Annotated in this window: 17 protein-coding genes; 4 read left to right on the forward strand and 13 right to left on the reverse strand. The window is 44.3% G+C overall.

Going from position 1 to position 18,633, the window contains the following annotated elements; all coding sequences use genetic code 11:
- The 3 genes from PHP90_RS07710 to cobA all read right to left on the reverse strand — a co-directional run.
- Positions 1 to 373: molybdopterin-dependent oxidoreductase (locus PHP90_RS07710; RefSeq protein ID WP_299927754.1), on the reverse strand; the 373-nt coding region annotated here is incomplete at its 3' end.
- Positions 370 to 2,016, reverse strand: a complete 1,647-nt coding sequence (locus PHP90_RS07715) for a ferredoxin--nitrite reductase (RefSeq protein WP_299927756.1) — start codon at positions 2,014 to 2,016, stop codon at positions 370 to 372. The genes PHP90_RS07715 and PHP90_RS07710, both read right to left, overlap by 4 nt.
- A complete protein-coding gene (cobA, locus tag PHP90_RS07720) occupies positions 1,994 to 2,770 on the reverse strand; it encodes a uroporphyrinogen-III C-methyltransferase (RefSeq protein ID WP_299927758.1) in 777 nt (258 codons plus the stop codon). The genes PHP90_RS07715 and cobA overlap by 23 nt, the downstream gene beginning before the upstream one ends.
- A 129-nt stretch (positions 2,771 to 2,899) precedes the next feature.
- Between cobA and PHP90_RS07725 the strand changes: the two genes are divergently transcribed.
- Positions 2,900 to 3,466: a bifunctional precorrin-2 dehydrogenase/sirohydrochlorin ferrochelatase gene (locus PHP90_RS07725; RefSeq protein WP_299927759.1), complete on the forward strand. Its 567-nt coding sequence runs from the start codon at positions 2,900 to 2,902 to the stop codon at positions 3,464 to 3,466.
- Between the two features lie 27 nt (positions 3,467 to 3,493).
- Here the strand turns inward: PHP90_RS07725 and PHP90_RS07730 are convergent, their stop codons facing one another.
- Both PHP90_RS07730 and PHP90_RS07735 read right to left on the reverse strand, forming a co-directional pair.
- Positions 3,494 to 4,714, reverse strand: a complete 1,221-nt coding sequence (locus tag PHP90_RS07730) for an alginate export family protein (protein WP_299927762.1) — start codon at positions 4,712 to 4,714, stop codon at positions 3,494 to 3,496.
- Positions 4,715 to 4,806: 92 nt separating this feature from the next.
- Positions 4,807 to 5,232, reverse strand: a complete 426-nt coding sequence (locus tag PHP90_RS07735) for an Rrf2 family transcriptional regulator (RefSeq protein ID WP_299927765.1) — start codon at positions 5,230 to 5,232, stop codon at positions 4,807 to 4,809.
- 115 nt (positions 5,233 to 5,347) lie between these two features.
- Between PHP90_RS07735 and PHP90_RS07740 the strand changes: the two genes are divergently transcribed.
- A complete protein-coding gene (locus PHP90_RS07740) occupies positions 5,348 to 6,073 on the forward strand; it encodes a hypothetical protein (RefSeq protein WP_299927768.1) in 726 nt (241 codons plus the stop codon).
- Between the two features lie 2 nt (positions 6,074 to 6,075).
- Here PHP90_RS07740 and PHP90_RS07745 read toward each other — a convergent pair whose 3' ends face one another.
- From PHP90_RS07745 to PHP90_RS07755, 3 genes are all read right to left on the reverse strand, one after another.
- Positions 6,076 to 9,558: an EAL domain-containing protein gene (locus PHP90_RS07745; RefSeq protein ID WP_299927772.1), complete on the reverse strand. Its 3,483-nt coding sequence runs from the start codon at positions 9,556 to 9,558 to the stop codon at positions 6,076 to 6,078.
- Positions 9,559 to 9,644: 86 nt separating this feature from the next.
- A complete protein-coding gene (locus PHP90_RS07750) occupies positions 9,645 to 11,285 on the reverse strand; it encodes a bifunctional protein-serine/threonine kinase/phosphatase (RefSeq protein ID WP_299927775.1) in 1,641 nt (546 codons plus the stop codon).
- Between the two features lie 118 nt (positions 11,286 to 11,403).
- Positions 11,404 to 12,681, reverse strand: coding sequence for an MFS transporter (locus PHP90_RS07755; RefSeq protein ID WP_299927778.1), 1,278 nt, complete (start codon positions 12,679 to 12,681; stop codon positions 11,404 to 11,406).
- 175 nt (positions 12,682 to 12,856) lie between these two features.
- On the opposite strand from PHP90_RS07755, the gene PHP90_RS07760 reads away from it, so the two are divergent.
- A complete protein-coding gene (locus PHP90_RS07760) occupies positions 12,857 to 13,162 on the forward strand; it encodes a glycine zipper domain-containing protein (protein ID WP_299927781.1) in 306 nt (101 codons plus the stop codon).
- A gap of 72 nt (positions 13,163 to 13,234) precedes the next feature.
- Positions 13,235 to 13,672 carry a large conductance mechanosensitive channel protein MscL gene (gene mscL / locus PHP90_RS07765; protein ID WP_299927784.1) on the forward strand — a complete coding sequence of 146 codons (438 nt, stop codon included), beginning with the start codon at positions 13,235 to 13,237 and terminating at the stop codon, positions 13,670 to 13,672.
- 2 nt (positions 13,673 to 13,674) lie between these two features.
- Here the strand turns inward: mscL and PHP90_RS07770 are convergent, their stop codons facing one another.
- From PHP90_RS07770 to PHP90_RS07790, 5 genes are read right to left on the reverse strand one after another with little or no spacing between them, the layout of a single operon-like run.
- A complete protein-coding gene (locus PHP90_RS07770) occupies positions 13,675 to 14,241 on the reverse strand; it encodes a hydrogenase-4 component G (protein WP_299927787.1) in 567 nt (188 codons plus the stop codon).
- A 39-nt stretch (positions 14,242 to 14,280) separates the two neighbouring features.
- The gene (locus PHP90_RS07775) at positions 14,281 to 15,492 is read right to left on the reverse strand and encodes an ABC transporter permease (RefSeq protein ID WP_299927790.1); all 1,212 of its coding nucleotides are present in this window, start codon (positions 15,490 to 15,492) and stop codon (positions 14,281 to 14,283) included.
- Positions 15,489 to 16,196, reverse strand: a complete 708-nt coding sequence (locus PHP90_RS07780; protein WP_299927792.1) for an ABC transporter ATP-binding protein — start codon at positions 16,194 to 16,196, stop codon at positions 15,489 to 15,491. Before PHP90_RS07780 ends, PHP90_RS07775 begins: the two co-directional genes overlap by 4 nt.
- Before the next feature lie 2 nt (positions 16,197 to 16,198).
- Complete coding sequence (locus tag PHP90_RS07785; protein ID WP_299927795.1) at positions 16,199 to 17,413, reverse strand: efflux RND transporter periplasmic adaptor subunit; 1,215 nt, start codon at positions 17,411 to 17,413, stop codon at positions 16,199 to 16,201.
- Entirely contained in the window at positions 17,410 to 18,630 is a 1,221-nt protein-coding gene (locus PHP90_RS07790) for a TolC family protein (protein WP_299927798.1), read from the reverse strand. Before PHP90_RS07790 ends, PHP90_RS07785 begins: the two co-directional genes overlap by 4 nt.
- Positions 18,631 to 18,633: the final 3 nt, after the last annotated feature.

Consider the following 18,633-nt stretch of genomic DNA (forward strand, 5'->3'; position numbering starts at 1 on the left):
CGACGTTGTTGGTTCCTAGATGTCCTTTGATCAATTTTGTAAAGAGATAGCTCTCTTCGGTAAGAAGCTGTCCTGAGAGGTAAAAGTAGAGGGCATCTTTGGGAAGATCGGAAATGTTTTTGGCGAGGAGGGTGGTTGCTTCGTCCCACGATATTTCCTGAAACGGTTTTGTTTTATCCGGACGGTAGAGCGGAGATGTCAGGCGATGGGCATCGAGTGCTTTTGCCATCTGAATCGGTTTAAAACACAAATCGCCTTGGGTGGAAGGATTGGTTTTGTCCCCTTTGACTTTGTATCCGTTTTCGCTGCACTCGACACTGAGTGCGCATCCCGTTCCGCAAAACGGACACCCTGTGTCGGTTGACTTATTCATTTGCCAATCCGATCCAAACTCTGAAAATCAGATTCACCTTCATATACCATCGCATAGTTATGGCGGACGATATCGGCAATCTCGCTGATCTCATAGTGGTAGCGAAGTCGTTTGATAAACTGCTCCAAACTTTCACAATCAAATCTGGTATATTGGAAGAGTTTCATAAACTCAGCTACATATTTCGGGGCTTCATCCAAAACAATCCCTTTTAAAAAGAGTTTGGCTTCTTCACCCTCACCACTCAAACTTCCGCCGATGAAAATATCGACTCCCAAAACCGTTTTGCCGTTTCTCGGGACTTTACACCCGACAAATCCCAAATCTCCCGCTCCATGAACACCGCAGCCTTTGACACAGGCTGACCAATAGAGTCGTATTTTGGCATCTTCCATCGGGACGGTGCGGGTGAGATACTCGCTCATGGCAATGGCATCGGGTTTGCCAGGTATAACACCGAAAGGGCAATGCTCGCTCCCCGCACATGCGATGAGGTTTGCCATATAGGGTGAGGGACGGTTCGGATATTTGACAAACAGCGGTGATTGCAGTGCGCCCTCTTCATCGCGGATACCTGTGATGATCAGGTTTTGTTCAATCGTGAGACGAATTTCTCCGTTTTGTGATTGGGCGATTTCAGATGCATGATGAAGATCGGTGCCGCTGAAAACACCTGAGGGAACAGCGGAATAGAGTGCAAAGGAGCCGTCATTAAGGGCTATTTTTCCGTAATGGTCTCCCCCCTCCAATGCCGATAGGGACTCTCCCGCTTTTGGCATGGAATGTCCAAGATACTCTTCGATTGCTGATCGAAACTCCTCCATTCCGACCGCTTCGATAAGAAATTTCAGACGGTTTTTATTGCGGTTATCACGGAAACCGTAGGTTTTAAAGAGGGTTGCCACCGCTTCGAAAATCTTGACCGCTTCATTGGGCAAAACAAACATATCGGCGTTGTGAGCCAACGATCCGACGCGTCCGCCCAGATAGAGGTTAAACCCGTATATCCCATCTTTTTGTGCAAGAGAGAGGGCAAAGTCTTGTCCGAAAATATTGCATCGGTTAGAGAGTGATCCGTTGATTCCAATATTGAATTTTCGGGGGAGGGTGGTGATCCAGTCCGGATTTTTTAAAAAGATCGATTGAATGTCTTCCAAAATACTACGGCAGGAGATAATATTGTCCATAGCCAAGCCATCGAGCGGATCGATGAGTATATTACGGAAATTATCGACTCCGGTTTGATAGGCAGTGAGGCCGACTTCTTCTAAACGTTTGTAAGCTTCAGGGATATCTTCGATCCGAAGATATCTTAGCTCGATCTGCTGACGGGTTGTGAGATCAATATAGTCCTGACCGAATGTTTTGGCTACATAAGCGACCGCCATAGCCTGTTCGACACTCAAAGCGCCTCCGGCAATCCGTACGCGGAGCATAAAACGCTCTGGTGTGGCGGGACGGTCGAAAATACCGAAACTTTTGAGGACGAAATCTTTATCCTCCTCACTGATCGAAGCATAACCGTTTTTTGAATAGCCTATCAGACGTTCCCATGCTTCGGCAGCGTTAAAGGCATCCTTGATCGATTCGGTTTTGTGGCGTTTGGCACTGCGCGCTTCGTTAGCCTGCATTAGCGATGTCATACGATACCTCCTTCGATTCATAACGGTATTTTGGAAGTACCTGAGAGAGATTAACCACTTCTCCGAAGACGAGTATTGCCGGTTTCGGTACTCCCTTGGCGGTTGCAACAAGTTCACTGAGTGTCGTTATAATGGAACTTTGGATGGCAGTTGTGGCATTGGAAACGATAGCGACCGGAAGATGGGGATTGATTCCCTGTTCCAGTGCTTCTTTGACGATTTGGCGTATACGGCTGAGGCCCATAAGTACCACGGTAGTATGGTCACTGACCCCGAGCATCGGAATCCATGAGAGGTTGACCCGATCACCGGAGAGGTGTGCGGACACAACCGAGACACCTGTGCTGACACCGCGTGCAGTCGGAGCGATTCCTACAGAGAGCGGACCTGAGAGGGCGGATGAGATTCCGGGGATCACTTCTGTCTCAATACCGTTGGACATTGCGTAAATAGCCTCTTCGGTTCCGCGTCCGAAGATGTAGGGATCGCCGCATTTTAGACGGCCTACAGTGTATCCCTGATGAGCGTATTCAGCGATCATGGTGTTGATCTGCTCCTGCGGGAAACTGTGTTTTCCTTTCTCTTTTCCAACAAAGACGACTTTGGTTTGAGATGGAATCAGATCAATGATCTCTTGGGTGAGAAGATGATCAATGAGTGCAACATCCAGTTTGTTAATCGTTTTGAGAGCTTTAAAGGTTAATAAATCTGCGTCACCGGGACCGCATCCGATCAAATAAAGTTTTCCGTTCATACTATTTTCCTTGAAGTCCTTATTCAGACTTTTTTATCTGTAAAAATAATAGTGTAAAATATCGATAAGTAAAACAAATTTATGATTATTTTTTAATCAATACATTGTCTTAATTTAAAGGATCAAAAAATGGCACTGTTTCCGATGTTCGTTGATTTAAAAGATCAAAATTGTTTGGTAATAGGGGGAGGCGAGGTTGCGTTACGAAAAATCGAGCAATTGGTGAAGTTTTCTCCGAAATTAACGGTCATTGCCCCTTTTATCCATGACGAGATTCGGGCACTTTCAAACAGCTATTCGATTGATATTGCAGAGCGAACGTACGAACTGAACGATTTAGAAGGACGTTTTTTGGTCATTGGGGCTTTAGATGATATTGATGAACAGGAAAAGATTTATGAAACGTGTATGGAAGCTAAAATCCCTGTCAATTGCGTCGATTCCCCTGCTATGTGCAGTTTCATTTTTCCGGCATTGATTGTCGAGGGGGATTTGTGCGTGGGCATCAATACATCTGGACGTGCGCCTGCGGTGAGTTCGGCTCTTAGGAAGTATTTGACTTCGGTAATCCCGGAAGGAATTCATGAACTGATTGACAAAGTACATCTTATTCGTCAAAACGAACCGGTCGGCAAGAGCCGACAAGAGAAAATCATTGGGATATGTCGGGAGTTTTTTTCTCGGTTGAAGAGCTAACAAAATTCACCCGCGAGGGGTGAGCGACTAAAATTTATAATCGAGCTGCAACCAGATTTTATTCACGTCTTTGGTATAGGTTGCGACGTCTCCGCCTTGATAATATGCGGCTTTTGCAAGGCCGCTAAGTCCTTTTATTCCCGGGATTGCATTGGTATAAAGCAGATCCCATTCTCTTCCAAGATCGCTTTTTCCTGCAATGGCTACATCCGTTTTAAAATCATGATAAACCACCATCGTTTTCCCCAACCCCTTGGACGTGTATCCTACTGTTGCACTTGTATCGCATAAACCGCCGATAGGGGTAGAGAGAAATTTATCCGCCCATCCGTTGAATTTATGCCCTGTAGCCAATGGTGTGCTGAATGCCGTTTTATCGTCGCCTGCAGTATGTCCGCTCAAAAACTCATATCCCACACCTGCAAGTATTCCGCTGATATTGGCAAGGGCATCGAGATTGTAATAATAAGCATCGGCTTTTGCATTTATCACGCCTCCCGTAGTGTCACGTGACGCATCACCTTGCGATGCGTACTCTGCACGATAATCGATTTTTGCAATCGATACCGGTATATTTCCGGTGAGAGAAAGTCCGATCGTGTCATGGAGTGAAGAGAGCATATATTCGTACGCAGTGATTTTGATGAGATTGTTCACTTTATACGAACCGTTTAATAGAATGGAATCGGTGTCGCTGGAAGGGAGATTTGAAATCCCTTTGATCCCCCACACGTAGCCGCCGATCAACGTTAGATTATTGATACTCGTATTACTGACAACCGCTGCATCAAAACTTTGCATCATCTGTCTCCAGTCAACCGAACCAATAAAACGCTGATTATCCAAATTTACAATCTGACGTCCTACTTTAGCCGTTGTTTTTCCCAAGGTGTATTGCAAATACGCTTGTGAAAAACGGGTGGTTTCCGGATCTTTAACGAGTTCGTATCCAGTTTGTCCGTTTGTTGAGCTGTTATAGTTTTCGGCTCCGATACTTTGTACGGTTGTCCCGTCTAGTTTCATGCTTAAGCCGTCAATGCCGAGCAGTTTGGCTTCCACCCCGAGAGTTGCACGCACTGTGAAAGCATTTGCATCTTTTTTAGCGGAATCTTCTACCGAAACATTTTCATAACGGGGACGAATCTCTCCGTTAAACTTTGCATCACTAAAGAGGGTAAAACCGTCTGCACTCAGTACATTCGGCAACAAGGTTAATACAGCTACAGCTGATAATGAGAGTTTTTTCATAGAGGGACCTTATTAAGACTTTTTTATCTGAAATAATTGTAGAGTAAAAAGTCTGAAATAAAATCACTTATGTGTTTAAAAAATAATCATTTCTAAATTCGTTTTACTTTTCGTAAAGTGACATCATCCGTAATGTCACTCAGCCGCATTGCAGAATACATCTCCAACATCTCTTGTCTCCATATATCCCATTGAGCATGCAGCGCGCACGGTTTTTCCGCTTCACAATCTCCGATCCCTAAAACGCAGGCATCAAAAAAAGTGGTTCCGTCTACCGCTTCAATAATAGATAGAAGTGTAATCTCCGAAGCCTCACGTGCGAGAGTGACCCCGCCTGTCGCTCCACGTTGAGAGATCAAGATATTTGCATGGACCAGCTTCTGAAGCGATTTCGCCAAAAAAGGGAAGGGGAGATCGAGTGCGTCACTGATCACTTGTATCCGATGGAATTCTCCTGCCGGTTTGGTTGAGAGCCATACGGCAGCTCGAATCGTATCTTGACAAGCGGAAGAGAGCATTAAAAACCTTTAAACTGTTTTGGAAAGTAATTGTGACATATAAAAAGAAATTTTGGGTAGAAGATAGGAATAATATCGAAGAGAGAACTAAGTTGTGTTCAGTAAAATGCGAATCATGCAAAAAATTATTATCAATCAGAAATATTACGGCTCCATTGAAATCGAAGAAAATGATGAGGCAAAACGCGTTTTATCCAAAGTTAGAAATGCTTTCGGAGCAGGGAAATCGATGGAAATCGGGATTATTTTCCCTCAATACAAACTCAAAGCACTGGAGAGTTACCAAAAAGGGGGAGCGAGACAGGAACTCGCCGATATCGATCTCTATATCGCCCTTGGAAAAGTGTTGAAGTTCGATACTATTGATGCTGAAAAGCTCAAAAACAAGATCGAACTGATCAACGATATCGCCCACAACCACTACAATATTTCCAAACGTCTTACTCTAATCAACAAAGCAAAAGCAACCAAAAATCGCGGGGATTATCTGTTCTGGGATATTGAAAATTTTTCGAATATCGGTTCATTGTTTAATGACGTCATCGAGAAATTCGATATTCCAGACAACCGTATATATGTTGCGGCCAATCCCGATTCGTTGTATCTGTATAAAAGCCAATGGGAAGCGGATCTGTACGACTATAAAAAGACGCTTCAGTCGTTTAATTTCACCAAGTGCGATCACGGTAAAAATGTAGCGGATGATATTTTGCTGGGGCACTTTCAAAAACTGTCACTGCAGAATACAAATGTTTATTTGATGACGTTTGACCGCGAACTGAAAGAGCGGTTTGTCGCTGCCTGCCATCCGAGCAATAATCTCTATATATTGGAAAAATAAGATTACGGCAGCGTCAGATTTAGTACATATTCTTTAAACTCCTGTGCCGGAAGGGGTTTGCTAAAATAATATCCCTGTACTTCTTTACAGCCGTTTTCACTGAGAAGTGCGAGCTGTTCAGCAGTTTCGACCCCTTCGGCTATCGTAATCATATTGAGGCTGTGTGCCATATTAATGATGGTTTGCACAATGCTTTTGTCTTCTGAATTTTCGGTAATATCACGAATAAAAGATTGATCGATTTTGAGTTTATAGACCCGAAATTTTTTGAGATAATTGAGGGAAGAGAATCCGGTTCCGAAATCATCGATAGACATCCGTATTCCATAACTGTCCAGTTCATTCATCAACTCGATAGCATGAAGCGGATTTTCCATGGCAATTCCCTCTGTCAGTTCGAGTTCAAGATAATGAGCAGGCAGCTGCAATTCGTCAAGGATACTTAAAATCAATGAGACGAGCTGAGGATGACGGAACTGAATGGCGGAGAGATTGACGGCCATCAAAAAAGGTTCAATCCCTTCTGATATCCATGCTTTTAGTTGTCCGAGCGCACGTCGAAGAACCCATTCCCCGATCATGACGATTTGTCCGCTCTCTTCGGCAATCGGTATAAATTCTACGGGTGAGATCATTCCGTGTATCGGATGATTCCAGCGTAAAAGAGCCTCTGCACCAATAATTTCTCCTGTCTCTATCAATATTTGCGGCTGATAATAGACTTCGAGTTCATCACGTTTAATCGCATGCCGAAGGGCATTCTCGAGTTCAAGGTTACGAGCAGATCGTGCCTGAATTTCCGGTGTGACAAATCGGTAGCAATTTCGTCCATCGTGTTTGGCACGATACATTGCGGCATCGGCAGACTGAAACAATGCTTCTGTATTGTCTCCGTCGATGGGATAGAGGGATATCCCTATAGAGGGGGTAATGGTAAGCTCATGGTGCTGAATATGATACGGCTGCGATATAACATCAATGATTTTTTCAGCAACGTGCGCCGCTCCGTCAGCATCGGTGCCGGGAAGCAAAATAACAAACTCATCGCCTCCTTGTCTGGATAAGGTATCTTCATCACGTACAATGGACTGCATACGTTTTGAGACCTGAACGAGCAAATCATCACCGATAGAATGCCCCAGAGAGTCATTAATATTTTTAAAATGGTCTAAATCCAAAAAGAGCAGAGCCACAGATTCTTTTGCACGATGAGCAATACTGATGGCATATTTCACACGATCATTGAGTAGAGCACGGTTCGGCAGTTCGGTGAGAGAGTCATAATGAGCCAGCCATTGCACTTTTTCTTCAGCTAATTTCTGAACTGTGATATCTTGGACGGAACCCTGTATTTGCGTTATTTTTCCATTTTCACGGATAGGCGATCCAATCATTCTAACCCATTTTTGATTTCCTTTGTGGGTTGTCATTTGGAGCTCCAGATCGTGTGAAACTCCGTCTCGGATGATTGTATCCAGTGCAGTTTGTGCTTTTTCAAGCCATGGTCCATGAAAAATACTCAGCCCTGTTGCTAATGTAACTTCTTCGGAAGGATCTAAGTCATAAATAAGCGATGCCTCTTTTGTCCAGATACCGACTCCATCTTTGAGGTTGATTTTCCATCCTCCGATATGGGCGGCGGAACTCATCTCTTCGAGAAGTTTTTCTGTTTTGATCAAATCAGAATTTGCTTTTTGCCGTTTGGCCTCACGATCGAAATTTTCCATTGCAAAGCCAATATCCATCGCCATTTCGGTGAGCAGTTCCTGACTGGATTGATCAAAAGCATCGGATTTATCCGCATAAACGGTAAATGCTCCTATTACTTTGCCGTTGAGATGAATCGGTAATGCAGCGGAACCCTTCCAACCGGCTGTAGCGCCGCGCTCATGCCACGGTTCGGAGGCAGGGTCATTAAGAAAATCCTGACACCAATAAGGGCGATTTTCACGCATAGCAGTCCCTGTAGGACCTCTGCCCGATGGAGCATCAGAGCGAATGGAAATTTCAATACCCTCAAGATAATGATGGATATCACCATAGGAAGCGGCTACCCGGACATACTCACCGTTTGGATCTATTAGACCGATCCATGCCATGACGATACCGTTATCTGAAACGATCCCTTTACACACTTCACTGAAAAGTTCTTCCGGAGTTTCGGCACGTACAATGGTTTTATTGCAATGGCTGAGCGCTCCATATAAATGCGAGAGCTGTTGAATACGCATTTCATGCTTATGGTGGATAGTAATATCCCGAGCTATTCCCAGAATTCCGATGAGCGTTCCTGTTTCGTCATGCATCGGAGTTTTAATGGTTTCGAGCAATGCACGATGGCCGTCATCGGCAAAAGTAACCCACTCTTCATTGAGACTCATACCATTTTTTTCCATCGCCAAACGGTCTTTCAGGCGGAAGAAATCCGCCAATTCCTCATCGACGAAATCGTAATCGCTTTTGCCGACAATCTCATCCTCTTTTGCCCCGAAAAAGCGTTCAAACATTGGATTGCAGAGTAAGTAAATGCCATTGATGTCTTTTAACCATATGAGATCAGGGATAGTATTCAGCAGGGTATGGAGCTGATTTTTGGTTTTTATAATTTCTAATGTACGCTCTTTTACCCGTTCTTCGAGGTAATGTCGATAACTTTTCAGTTCGGTGTATTGTTTTGCAATGTAACCGAAGAGAAGAGAGATAAGAGCCCCTAATGCGGCTTCAATGGCGATCACCCATTTATTGTACCATCCGTTCGTAGGCGCAATAGAAAGTTTCCATTGGGCATTTGGAACATTGATGATGGCTTCTATAGGGTTCTCAAATGTTCCTGTTTTGGAGTGGGCAATAACTTCAAGCTCACGCGTTTGCGGATGAATTCGGGTGAGAACGTACTCATACCCTTCTCTTTGTAAAACGGTTAATTCAAGAATATCCGGAAATCGGATGGCGATGAGGACAAATCCCCAAAACTTTTTTTCTTTGCCTGTATAAACGGGCAGTCTTCCGACAAGCCTTTTCCCCCCTTGAACAAGATCGAGAGGCCCTGCTAGTGTTATCTTGCCTGTTTTTAGTGCGATGAGGGCTTCATTTTGCTGTTTCGGATCTGTTAATAAGTTGAAGCCTATCGCTTTTTCATTTCCTGAGAGAGGGGCGACTTGCGAAATAATTCCATTCGGTGCAAGGGCAATTTCTGAGACAAGAGGATAGCTAGTAAGCAACTCTTCACAGACCAATTTGAAATTTGGAACACTTCCCATTTGTTGAATCATGGCTGAAAAAGGGTATGTCAAAGCAAGTCTGCGGTCAATTATCCTATCAAGCTGATTTGCATTTGCTATGGCTATTTCTTTTGCAATGGCCCGCTTTTGTTGAAAACGGATATCTTCAATTTTCCAAATGATTGCTATCGATAAAATGGTGCTAATGAGGAAGATAAAAATCCCTGCACTCCACCCTTTTGCCCGATATGAAAAAATCCCCATTACTCTATACCCTTTTGTCACATTTTCGTATTATGGACTATTATAGCACCGTTTTTGAAAAACCTGTCTGTAGAAAAAACTAATAATTATTTTGATACGTACAGTATGAAAGTTATTGTTTCCAATGCAAGGAGGATAAAAAATCCGATTTTATAAAACATGACAGGAGAACGTTCGATAAGCGGTGTCTCATTGTTGTAAAACGGTTTGACTTTCTCAGGTGCCTTAAGCTCATAAAAAAATTCGGAATAATGTCCATAGCGCTGATCGGGTCTGATGGCAATGGCACGCATGATAATGGAATCAAGCCAAAGGGGGATATTACTGTTGAGTTTGACCGGACGTTTGGCGGGTTTAAACGTCGGAGTTTGGAACGGTTCGATCTCTCCGTAAGGGAGTTTTCCGCTCAATGCCCAGTAGAGGGTAACACCGATCGAAAAGATTTCGGTCGATTCGTTGATGATGCTTCCGGTGAAGCGCTCCGGTGCCAGATAAGATGGCGTTCCTGCACGTGAATTGGTTGAAAATATCTCGACGATGGAGCCAAAATCGACCATTTTAAAATTGACTCCGGCTTCACCCTCCTTTTTATTTACGAGAATATTTTCGGGTTTGATATCTCCGTGAACCAGACCTAAATGTAGCAAATGAGCTTCTGCACGGTGGAGAAATTTCCCCAATTCAATCGCATTATCGACTGATAAAGGTCGATTTTTTACGTACTCGTTTAAATTGATCCCTTCAACAAGATCCATCATGTAATAGCGCATACTGCGATCTTCCGGAACCCACGCATGTCCGAATGCTTTATGTGAAATCTGTTTTGCCGTCCATGCTTCACGGACAAATTCATCCAATGCCTGTTCATCGTCGGCACGCATCGGAAATTTCATCACAAAGAGTTGTCCATTTTTAGAAACTTTCCAGATACGCCGATGTTCCATCATCGGTGATACGAGGGTATATCCATCGATAACGTCACCTTCATAGAGTGATTCCGGGATCAGTAACGGGATGTTTTTAATGGCATGAAGCGGATCAAGTCCTTCGATCCGAAAAATTTGCAGACTCATATCATCCCGGTCGTGCAGTTTGCCGTTTTGTGAAGCATGATTGATAATGGTACCGGCACCGAGACCTTGATGAACCAGATCACTGAAACTTTTTTCATCGATCAGATTGTAGACACCGTCACTGCATAAAACCAGAGTATCTCCGATGGCTATAGGGGTAGAGAGGACGTGCAAGTCGATGTTTTCGCTCATTCCGCAGGCTTGGGTCAGGACGTGAGACATATACTCATCATCCATCGTATGATCGGTACTGAGGCGATGAAACTCCCCCTCCGGTTTCAGGAGATAGATACGGGAATCTCCAAGATTGAGAGTATAGAGGGTCTCGCCTTCGATTACGGCGAGACAGAGGGTTGTTAACAGCTCGATTTGTCCGTATTGTGCAATCGATTCTTTGAAGAGAAGGCCGTTGATATGACGGGTAAACACTTCCATGATTTTTGGGATATCCCATGCTTTTGGGCGGGATTTGAATTGATCAATGAAAAATTTTACCGTTTGTCTCGCTGCAGTACCACCACGTTTGGCACTTCCGACACCGTCGCATAAAACGGATACGAAAATTGAATTATCGATGATGGTATAGGCACATGCGTCATCTCCGGTAGAACCGTCTTTAGGGAGAATATGTTCACTCGATTGCAGTTGCAGCATACTAAAAGTCCAAATTAAAGTAGATTTTATCGATTAAAAATCACATTTGCCAATCTTTTTTCAATTTGCAAAAGTCATTTTTAGTCATACGGCGCATAGGCACCGTAGAACCAATGAATTAAATTCGAGCACCTGCAGTTGCACCCCAGGTTGTTCTCCATCGGGTTTTGACCAAAGAGATCCCCGATATCGCCAGCATAACAAATCCGGCAAAGATCAGGAAACCGGCAGCGTAGCCCTCGTAAGCCCCCTGTGACCAACCGAATGTTTTGATCAAGGCTGAACCGCCCAAACCGCCAGCAGCTCCGATGAGTCCTGTCATGATACCGATATCTTTACCGAAACGTTGTGGAACGAGTTGGAATACAGAACCGTTTGCCATCCCGAGATTGGCCATGATCAGAAACATGACGGTAATCGCTGCCCAAAACGGCAAATGGATCAATGCCGTGATAAAGGATAGAATCACAATGCTACCATAAAATACGTAGAGCGATTTAATTCCTCCCATTTTATCGGCGATAGCTCCACCGACCGGACGAAGCACTGCACCGGCAAAGATACAAAGCGCTCCAAAATATCCTGCCATGACTTTGACATTATTTTCATTCAAGATGTCCAGACCGATGGCAGACATATCGCTTTGATAGGTGTTCATCAGATAGACTTTCATGTAGTTGGCAAATCCGACAAATCCTCCGAATGAGACGGCATAAAAGAGGTTGAACCACCAAGTATCTTTATCACGAAGAAGTTTCATATAGTCTTTGAATTTTTTCGGATTCGGTTTATAAACGCTTGAAGGCGCATCTTTCGCCAAGAATACATAGGCGATGAAAATAATACTCGAGAGTACACCGCCTACGAGAAAGACCGACGGCCATCCCCATACTTGCGCGATTTTCGGTGCAAACAAAAAGTCAATGACGACACCGATATTTCCAGCACCGGCAATACCCAAAACGACCCCTTGCAGACGGGGAGGATACCATTGTCCCGCCTGCGGCAACGCAACGGCAAACGACGCACCGCCGAATCCGAGACCGAGAGCAACCATGAGTAATTGATTATAGGTAATCGCATCCGATTGAACAAATGCAAAAAAGAGGGTCAAAATGACGATCAGTTGAGCTCCGAGAGCCGTCTTTTTCGGTCCGAACTTATCCACGAAGAACCCGAGTAAAATCCGAAGCAATGCTCCTGATAATATAGGAAGCGCAAGCAGCGTTGCAATCTGAGAATCATTGAGGGCATTGCCTGCGGCACTAAGCGTCTCATTAATTTCTGTCGCCAATGGACCAAGCATCGTCCACATCATAAAACTAAAGTCAAAATACAAAAAGGCTGCCAGCAGTGACGGCCAGTGTCCCTCTTTTTTTAATTCACCGAATTTCATATCCACTCCATTGAAGATTTTTTTATCCGAAATAATTTTAGCACTATAAAAATATAAAACAATCAGTTTACTGATTAAAAAATAATCATTATGAGATATGGCACTTAAAGGGAGTCCGTTATTTATGCGTTAATACTTTCAACGATACTATTCTGACAAAAAGTAAGGAATTAAAATGTCGAACAAAACATTAGTCTCTTTTATCGCTGCATTATTCATAAGCGTGGGTGCGAATGCCGGACAAATTGACGGTAATGCGGTACTGGGAAGTATGCTCGGTGCAGGTGTAGGTTCTGCAGTAGGCTCATCTGCCGGGGGTAAAGACGGTGCAATAATAGGCGGAGGTGTAGGGGGTGCTCTCGGAGCAGCTCTCGGCAGCAGTAAAGAGCCTAGACGAGTTGATAGAGGGTATTATCGTGATGAGCATCGAAGACATCACCGAGAGCGATATGAGCACCGATATGGTCATGATCGAGATTAAAATTGAGTATTTTCAACTATTCGCGAACATTTTCAAGATATAGTATAAGGATCATATTTAAGGGAGTCTCTCATGCTCAGTGAATTTAAAAAGTTTCTTATTTCGGGAAATGTTGTCGATATGGCGGTCGGCTTTATCTTTGGTGCGGCATTTGCAACGGTTGTAAAATCGTTGGTTACCAATGTAATTATGCCACCGATCGGACTTTTGATGGGCGGTGTTGATTTTTCATCGCTGTTTATAGCACTTGACGGTAAAGAGTATCCATCATTATCGGCTTTGGATGCGGCAGGTGCTCCTGCAATCAAGCTTGGGCTTTTTGTAAACGACGCGATTTCATTTACAATTTTAGGATTTGTGATGTTTTTGATGGTGAAAGCCTATAATAAACTCAAAGCAGCGGAACCTGCACCGGAACCGGCTGCCCCGACGACTAAAGTGTGCGGTGAATGTGCGATGGAAATTCCTCTCGCGGCAAAAATATGCCCGCATTGCCGTACAGCACAATAAAATTACGCTGTTGTATCGAGTACGTTTCCGCCTAGAGAGGTGATTTTTTCATCGATTTTAGCCAGAGCTTTACCCAGTGTTTCGTAAGAGATATCGGGGAGTTTTCCTCCCCACATTTTTTCAGCTTCATTAAACCCGTTTATAATCCCTTCTCGTCCGGCTTTGAGCTTTTCAAGATCGTCACCTGCGCCATTCAAGACAAAATCGCTGAGTCGTGCAGAGGTTTGCGAGACACCGAAATATCCATCTTCGCTCACCAATGCTTTGGCTTCATCCGGTGTCATATCCGTGATGGCCTTACCGGTATATCCGATTGCATTGTAATCAATAGATTTCAATATGTCTTTAATTTTTGTCAGATCAAACGGGGCACTTTGTGCCTCCAAATTCCCGGTAGAATACGTTTCTACGGTTTGGCTGAATTGGACAAGGTAAGCCTGAGAAAGTGCTTTTGCCGATATTTCGCCGCTTTTTACTTTATCTTTAAAGTCTTGGCTGTTTGTTTCATTCAGTGCCACGCCACTTTGTGTATAGGGATTAATGGATGATGGTGTAGTTCCAATTTGCATAAATGCTCCTTTTGGACTGTATAGTACAATATCGGCAAATTACTCATGGCGTAAAGCATCGATCGGATTGAGTCGCGCCGCTTTTTGTGCCGGAAAATAGCCGAATACGATTCCGACAACGGTTGAAAAGAAAAAAGCGATAAGGACGATTGAGGTGTTGAATACAAACGGCAGATCAAAATAGAGATTGATACCGACTCCGATGCCGATTCCCAACACCATACCGATGATCCCACCTAGCGAAGAGAGTACAACCGCTTCGACCAAAAATTGAAGCAACACTTCATTCTCTAATGCACCGATTGCGAGCCGGATACCGATTTCACGCGTCCGCTCAGTGACGGAAACGAGCATAATATTCATGATCCCGATTCCTCCGACCAGCAGACTGATGGCAGCGACAGCACCCAGCAATAACGTGAGCATTTTGGTGGTTGAAGAGAGGGTTTGAACGACTTCGCGGAGATCTCGGACATTGAAATCATCTTCATCCCCTAGATGTATGTGACGGCGTTCTCGTATTAGGGCCGTAACACCGTTTTTAATATTTTCAACTCCGGAAGCGTTTTTTGCCGACAGCATAATGGTCGCGATTTCCTGATTACCGCTGATACGTCGTTGAAACATTCGAATCGGGACGACGATGAGATCATCTTGATCCGATCCGAACATGGACGCTCCTTTGGGATGTAGCAGCCCGACAACCTGACATGAAAAGTTTTCGAGCCGGATCGAAGCATCCAGAGGATTTTGATCACCGAAAAGCTCTTTACGGATTGTTTCTCCGATCACACAAACGGCTTTTCCCCCCTGAAGTTCGGCGGCAGTGAAGTTTCGTCCCGCTTCAAACGTCCAATCTTTTACAGTAAAATAGTCGTTATTACTTCCGTCGATGGAGGTGGAATAGTTTTGATTTCCATACACGACCTGCATCCCTTTCGAGGAGACGGGAGCTACCCCTTTGAGCCCTCCGATTTCACGAGAAATTGCCGTAACGTCATCATGGGTAAATCGTTTAGCCGTAGCATCTCCGCCACCCGGACCGTGACGGTCTTGTCCGGGACGGATTATGAGCATGTTGCTGCCGAGTTTGGAAATGCTGTTGGTGACGTAGGCTGTCGTAGCATCTCCCAACATGACCATGGCAATGACGGATGCGACACCGATAACGATACCCAGTGTTGTTAGGACTGAGCGCATTACGCTGCGGCGAATTTCACGCAATGCTAATATGAAGGCATTCCAGATCATGGTGAAACCTCATGCTCGATTTGATCGATAACCCCGTCTCGAAAGTGGATTGTCCGGGTTGCATAGGCGGCCATGTCACTTTCATGGGTGACCATAATGACGGTAATTCCATGATCGCGGTTAAAAGAGCGCAGAAGCTCCATGACTTCAACACTTTTAGCAGTATCGAGATTACCGGTCGGTTCATCTGCAAGCAATACCAAAGGATTGGTAACAATGGCGCGGGCTATGGCTACACGCTGCTGCTGTCCGCCCGAGAGTTCTCCGGGAGTATGATGAGCCACTTTTTCAAGCCCGACACTGCGGAGTGCCTCCATACCCGTTTTATGGCGTTCTGACGCAGAGACTCCCCGATAGAGAAGCGGGAGTTCCACATTTTCAATGGCGGACGTTTTACCCAGTAAGTTGAAACCTTGAAAGATGAATCCGATGTAGTTGCGTCGCAATATCGCCCTCTGATCACGGCTGAGGGAACCGACGTCTATCCCTTCAAAAAGATATTGACCCTCACTCGGAGTATCGAGACATCCGATAATGTTCATTGCAGTCGATTTTCCTGATCCGCTGGGACCCATGATTGCTACAAATTCCCCTTGATATATTTTCAGATTGACTCCACGCAGAGCATAGGCGGTGGCATCTCCTGTGCCGTAATATTTTTTGGTATCTCTAAGTTCTATGACCGGAGTATCGGAATGTGTCATGGTTATTCTTCAACTCCGGTGATTATTTGATCTCCGATTTTTAACGATGAACTTTTGACGATACTCATGATTCCATTGGATTGTCCGATAACGACTTTGGTTTTTACGGGAGTTTTGTTTTTCAATATCCAAACATAGTTCCCTTTATCTTCTCCATTAGTAGCATGTTTTTTCTTATCATCTTTCTTAGTAATCGGAGGAGTAAAACGTAATGCCGCATTCGGGACTACCGGAACATTTTTATATAAGCCGGTAATAATGGATGCATTGGCAGTCATTCCCGGACGTAAAAGAAGATCATTGTTTTGTACTTCTACGACCGCTTCATAGGTAACGACACCGTTGACGATTTCTGAGTTCATGCGAAGCTGAGTGATTTTACCTTCGAACACTCGGTTAGGATAGGCATCGACACTAAACTGCACCTCCTGATTCTCTTTAACTCCGCCGATGTCGGCTTCGTCAACACTGACAATCGCTTTCATCTTTGTAAGGTCTTCAGCAAGCGTAAACAAGACCGGAGTCTGCATCGATGCGACGACTGTTTGCCCCGGTTCTACTTTTCGGCTGAGGACAATCCCTTCTATCGGAGAGACGACCACCGCTTTTTTGAGATTATCTTGATCGGTTTTGAGTTGAGCCAACGATTGGGCAACCTGTGCTTTAGCAGCTGCAAGTCCTGCTTTGGCCTGTTCGAGAGCTGTTAATGCCGATTGCATATCTTTGCGTGAAGGGTAATTTCCCTGTGTGGATGCATACATTTTTTGCACCCGATCGTTTTCGATCACTGCATTATCCAACGTGGCTTTAGCACTTTGTTCATTGGCTTGAAATTTCATCCAATTGGATTTAGAACTGGTTTCAACCGCCATCAGTTTGGTGGTATCCAGCCTCGCCATCGGTTGATTGACATGTACACGGTCATTGTAGTCTACGAGTACCTCACTAATGGTTCCGGAAACTTCAATCCCGACATCAACGGTGTTTGTCGGCTCTAAATTACCGGTGGCAGAAACGGTCGTAGTGAGATCTTGAGTTTTATACGCGACGGTAATATAGGAAACTTCATCTTTTTTATTTTTCTTAATTCCATAGAGTACTGCTGCAGCAATAGCAAGGAGTATAAAAAGGACGATAAAGATTTTTTTCCATTTCTTAGGAGCCGGATTTTCTCCAAGTCCGAGTGTTTTTTCGATAGTAGCAGAATTGTTGCTCATAACTGTAGCTCCTGAGAATGTCGTGTCATGGTATAAAGAGTCGCCAATTCGATTTGAATATTGATTTCATTGATGCTGATTTCGAGTTCTTCAATGGCTTTGGTGTTTTGGATCGTTTGCAAATCATAGCCTGCTTTGTATCCGGCATCGACAGCCGCTTTGGTTGCATTGATCAATTCTCCGTAAGAGGTGAGATTATCTTTGGTGATGGCAATAACACGTTGATAGCTCGATATATGTTCAATCGCCTGTTCGTATTGTCCCGCCATTTGTCGTTTGATATCTGCCGCTTCTGCTTGCTGTTTGAGATAAAGGCTTTGTGCTTCTTGGGTAGCGGCGGATGCATTATATGTCAGCGGCATCGATAACTGTAATCCCATATCGTAAAAACCGCCGCTATAATCCGCTGATGGGAGATCATGCGAATTAAGGCGTTGTAATCCGGTATCGGCAGAGAGGGTCAGTTTTGGGAGATAAGAAGTTTTTATCTGACCGTATTGCTGAGCGCTGCTTCGGCTTTGAGCCTGTGCATAACGAAAATCCCAACCTTCATCCAAAAAATCGTTTTTTTGAATAAGGCTAAAGGTCGGCAACTGAATACTCTCGATAGGCCGGTCGCTCAGTTTCAGGATTTCGAGACGCAATTGGGAAAGGGTAAATCGGATAGCTGTATTATTTTTGAGTTCACTGCTTTGGTTCATCAAGGCATTATTGAGCAATGTGATGTCGATATCTCCCGCTTCATATTGCTTTCGTTTGAGAAAAATTTCGATCTTGCCGTTTTTGAGTTTGAGCTCGCTTTGTTCGAGTAACAGAGTATTTTTCCGGAAATTCAGCACATTGGTGATCAGTTGCTGATTGACTCCGGCAATATCTTTATGCATACTGATCGTATCGGCATCTTTTTTACTTTCTGCATAATCAATCGAATAGGTTATTCCTCCTGAACGGAAGATGTCTTGCGCAATACCGGCAGAGACATTTTGCCGGGTATCGTGAATCGACGTTGATGCCGACTTTTCGTACGTACTTGAGGCTTTCAAATTGATGGGAGAGAGCCAGTCGTAACGGAGCTTTTCGTATCCAGAATCAATTTGCTGCTGTTGCTGTTCATACATACGCTGCTTTTCCGATGAGAGAAGCGACATATCATCTGCATATGCAGATGTAACCACTAACACGGTAGTGAGGATAGGGAGTGTAAATCGGTTTTTCATGAT

It is taken from the genome of Sulfuricurvum sp. (assembly GCF_028712165.1).
Classification (GTDB): Bacteria; Campylobacterota; Campylobacteria; order Campylobacterales; family Sulfurimonadaceae; genus Sulfuricurvum.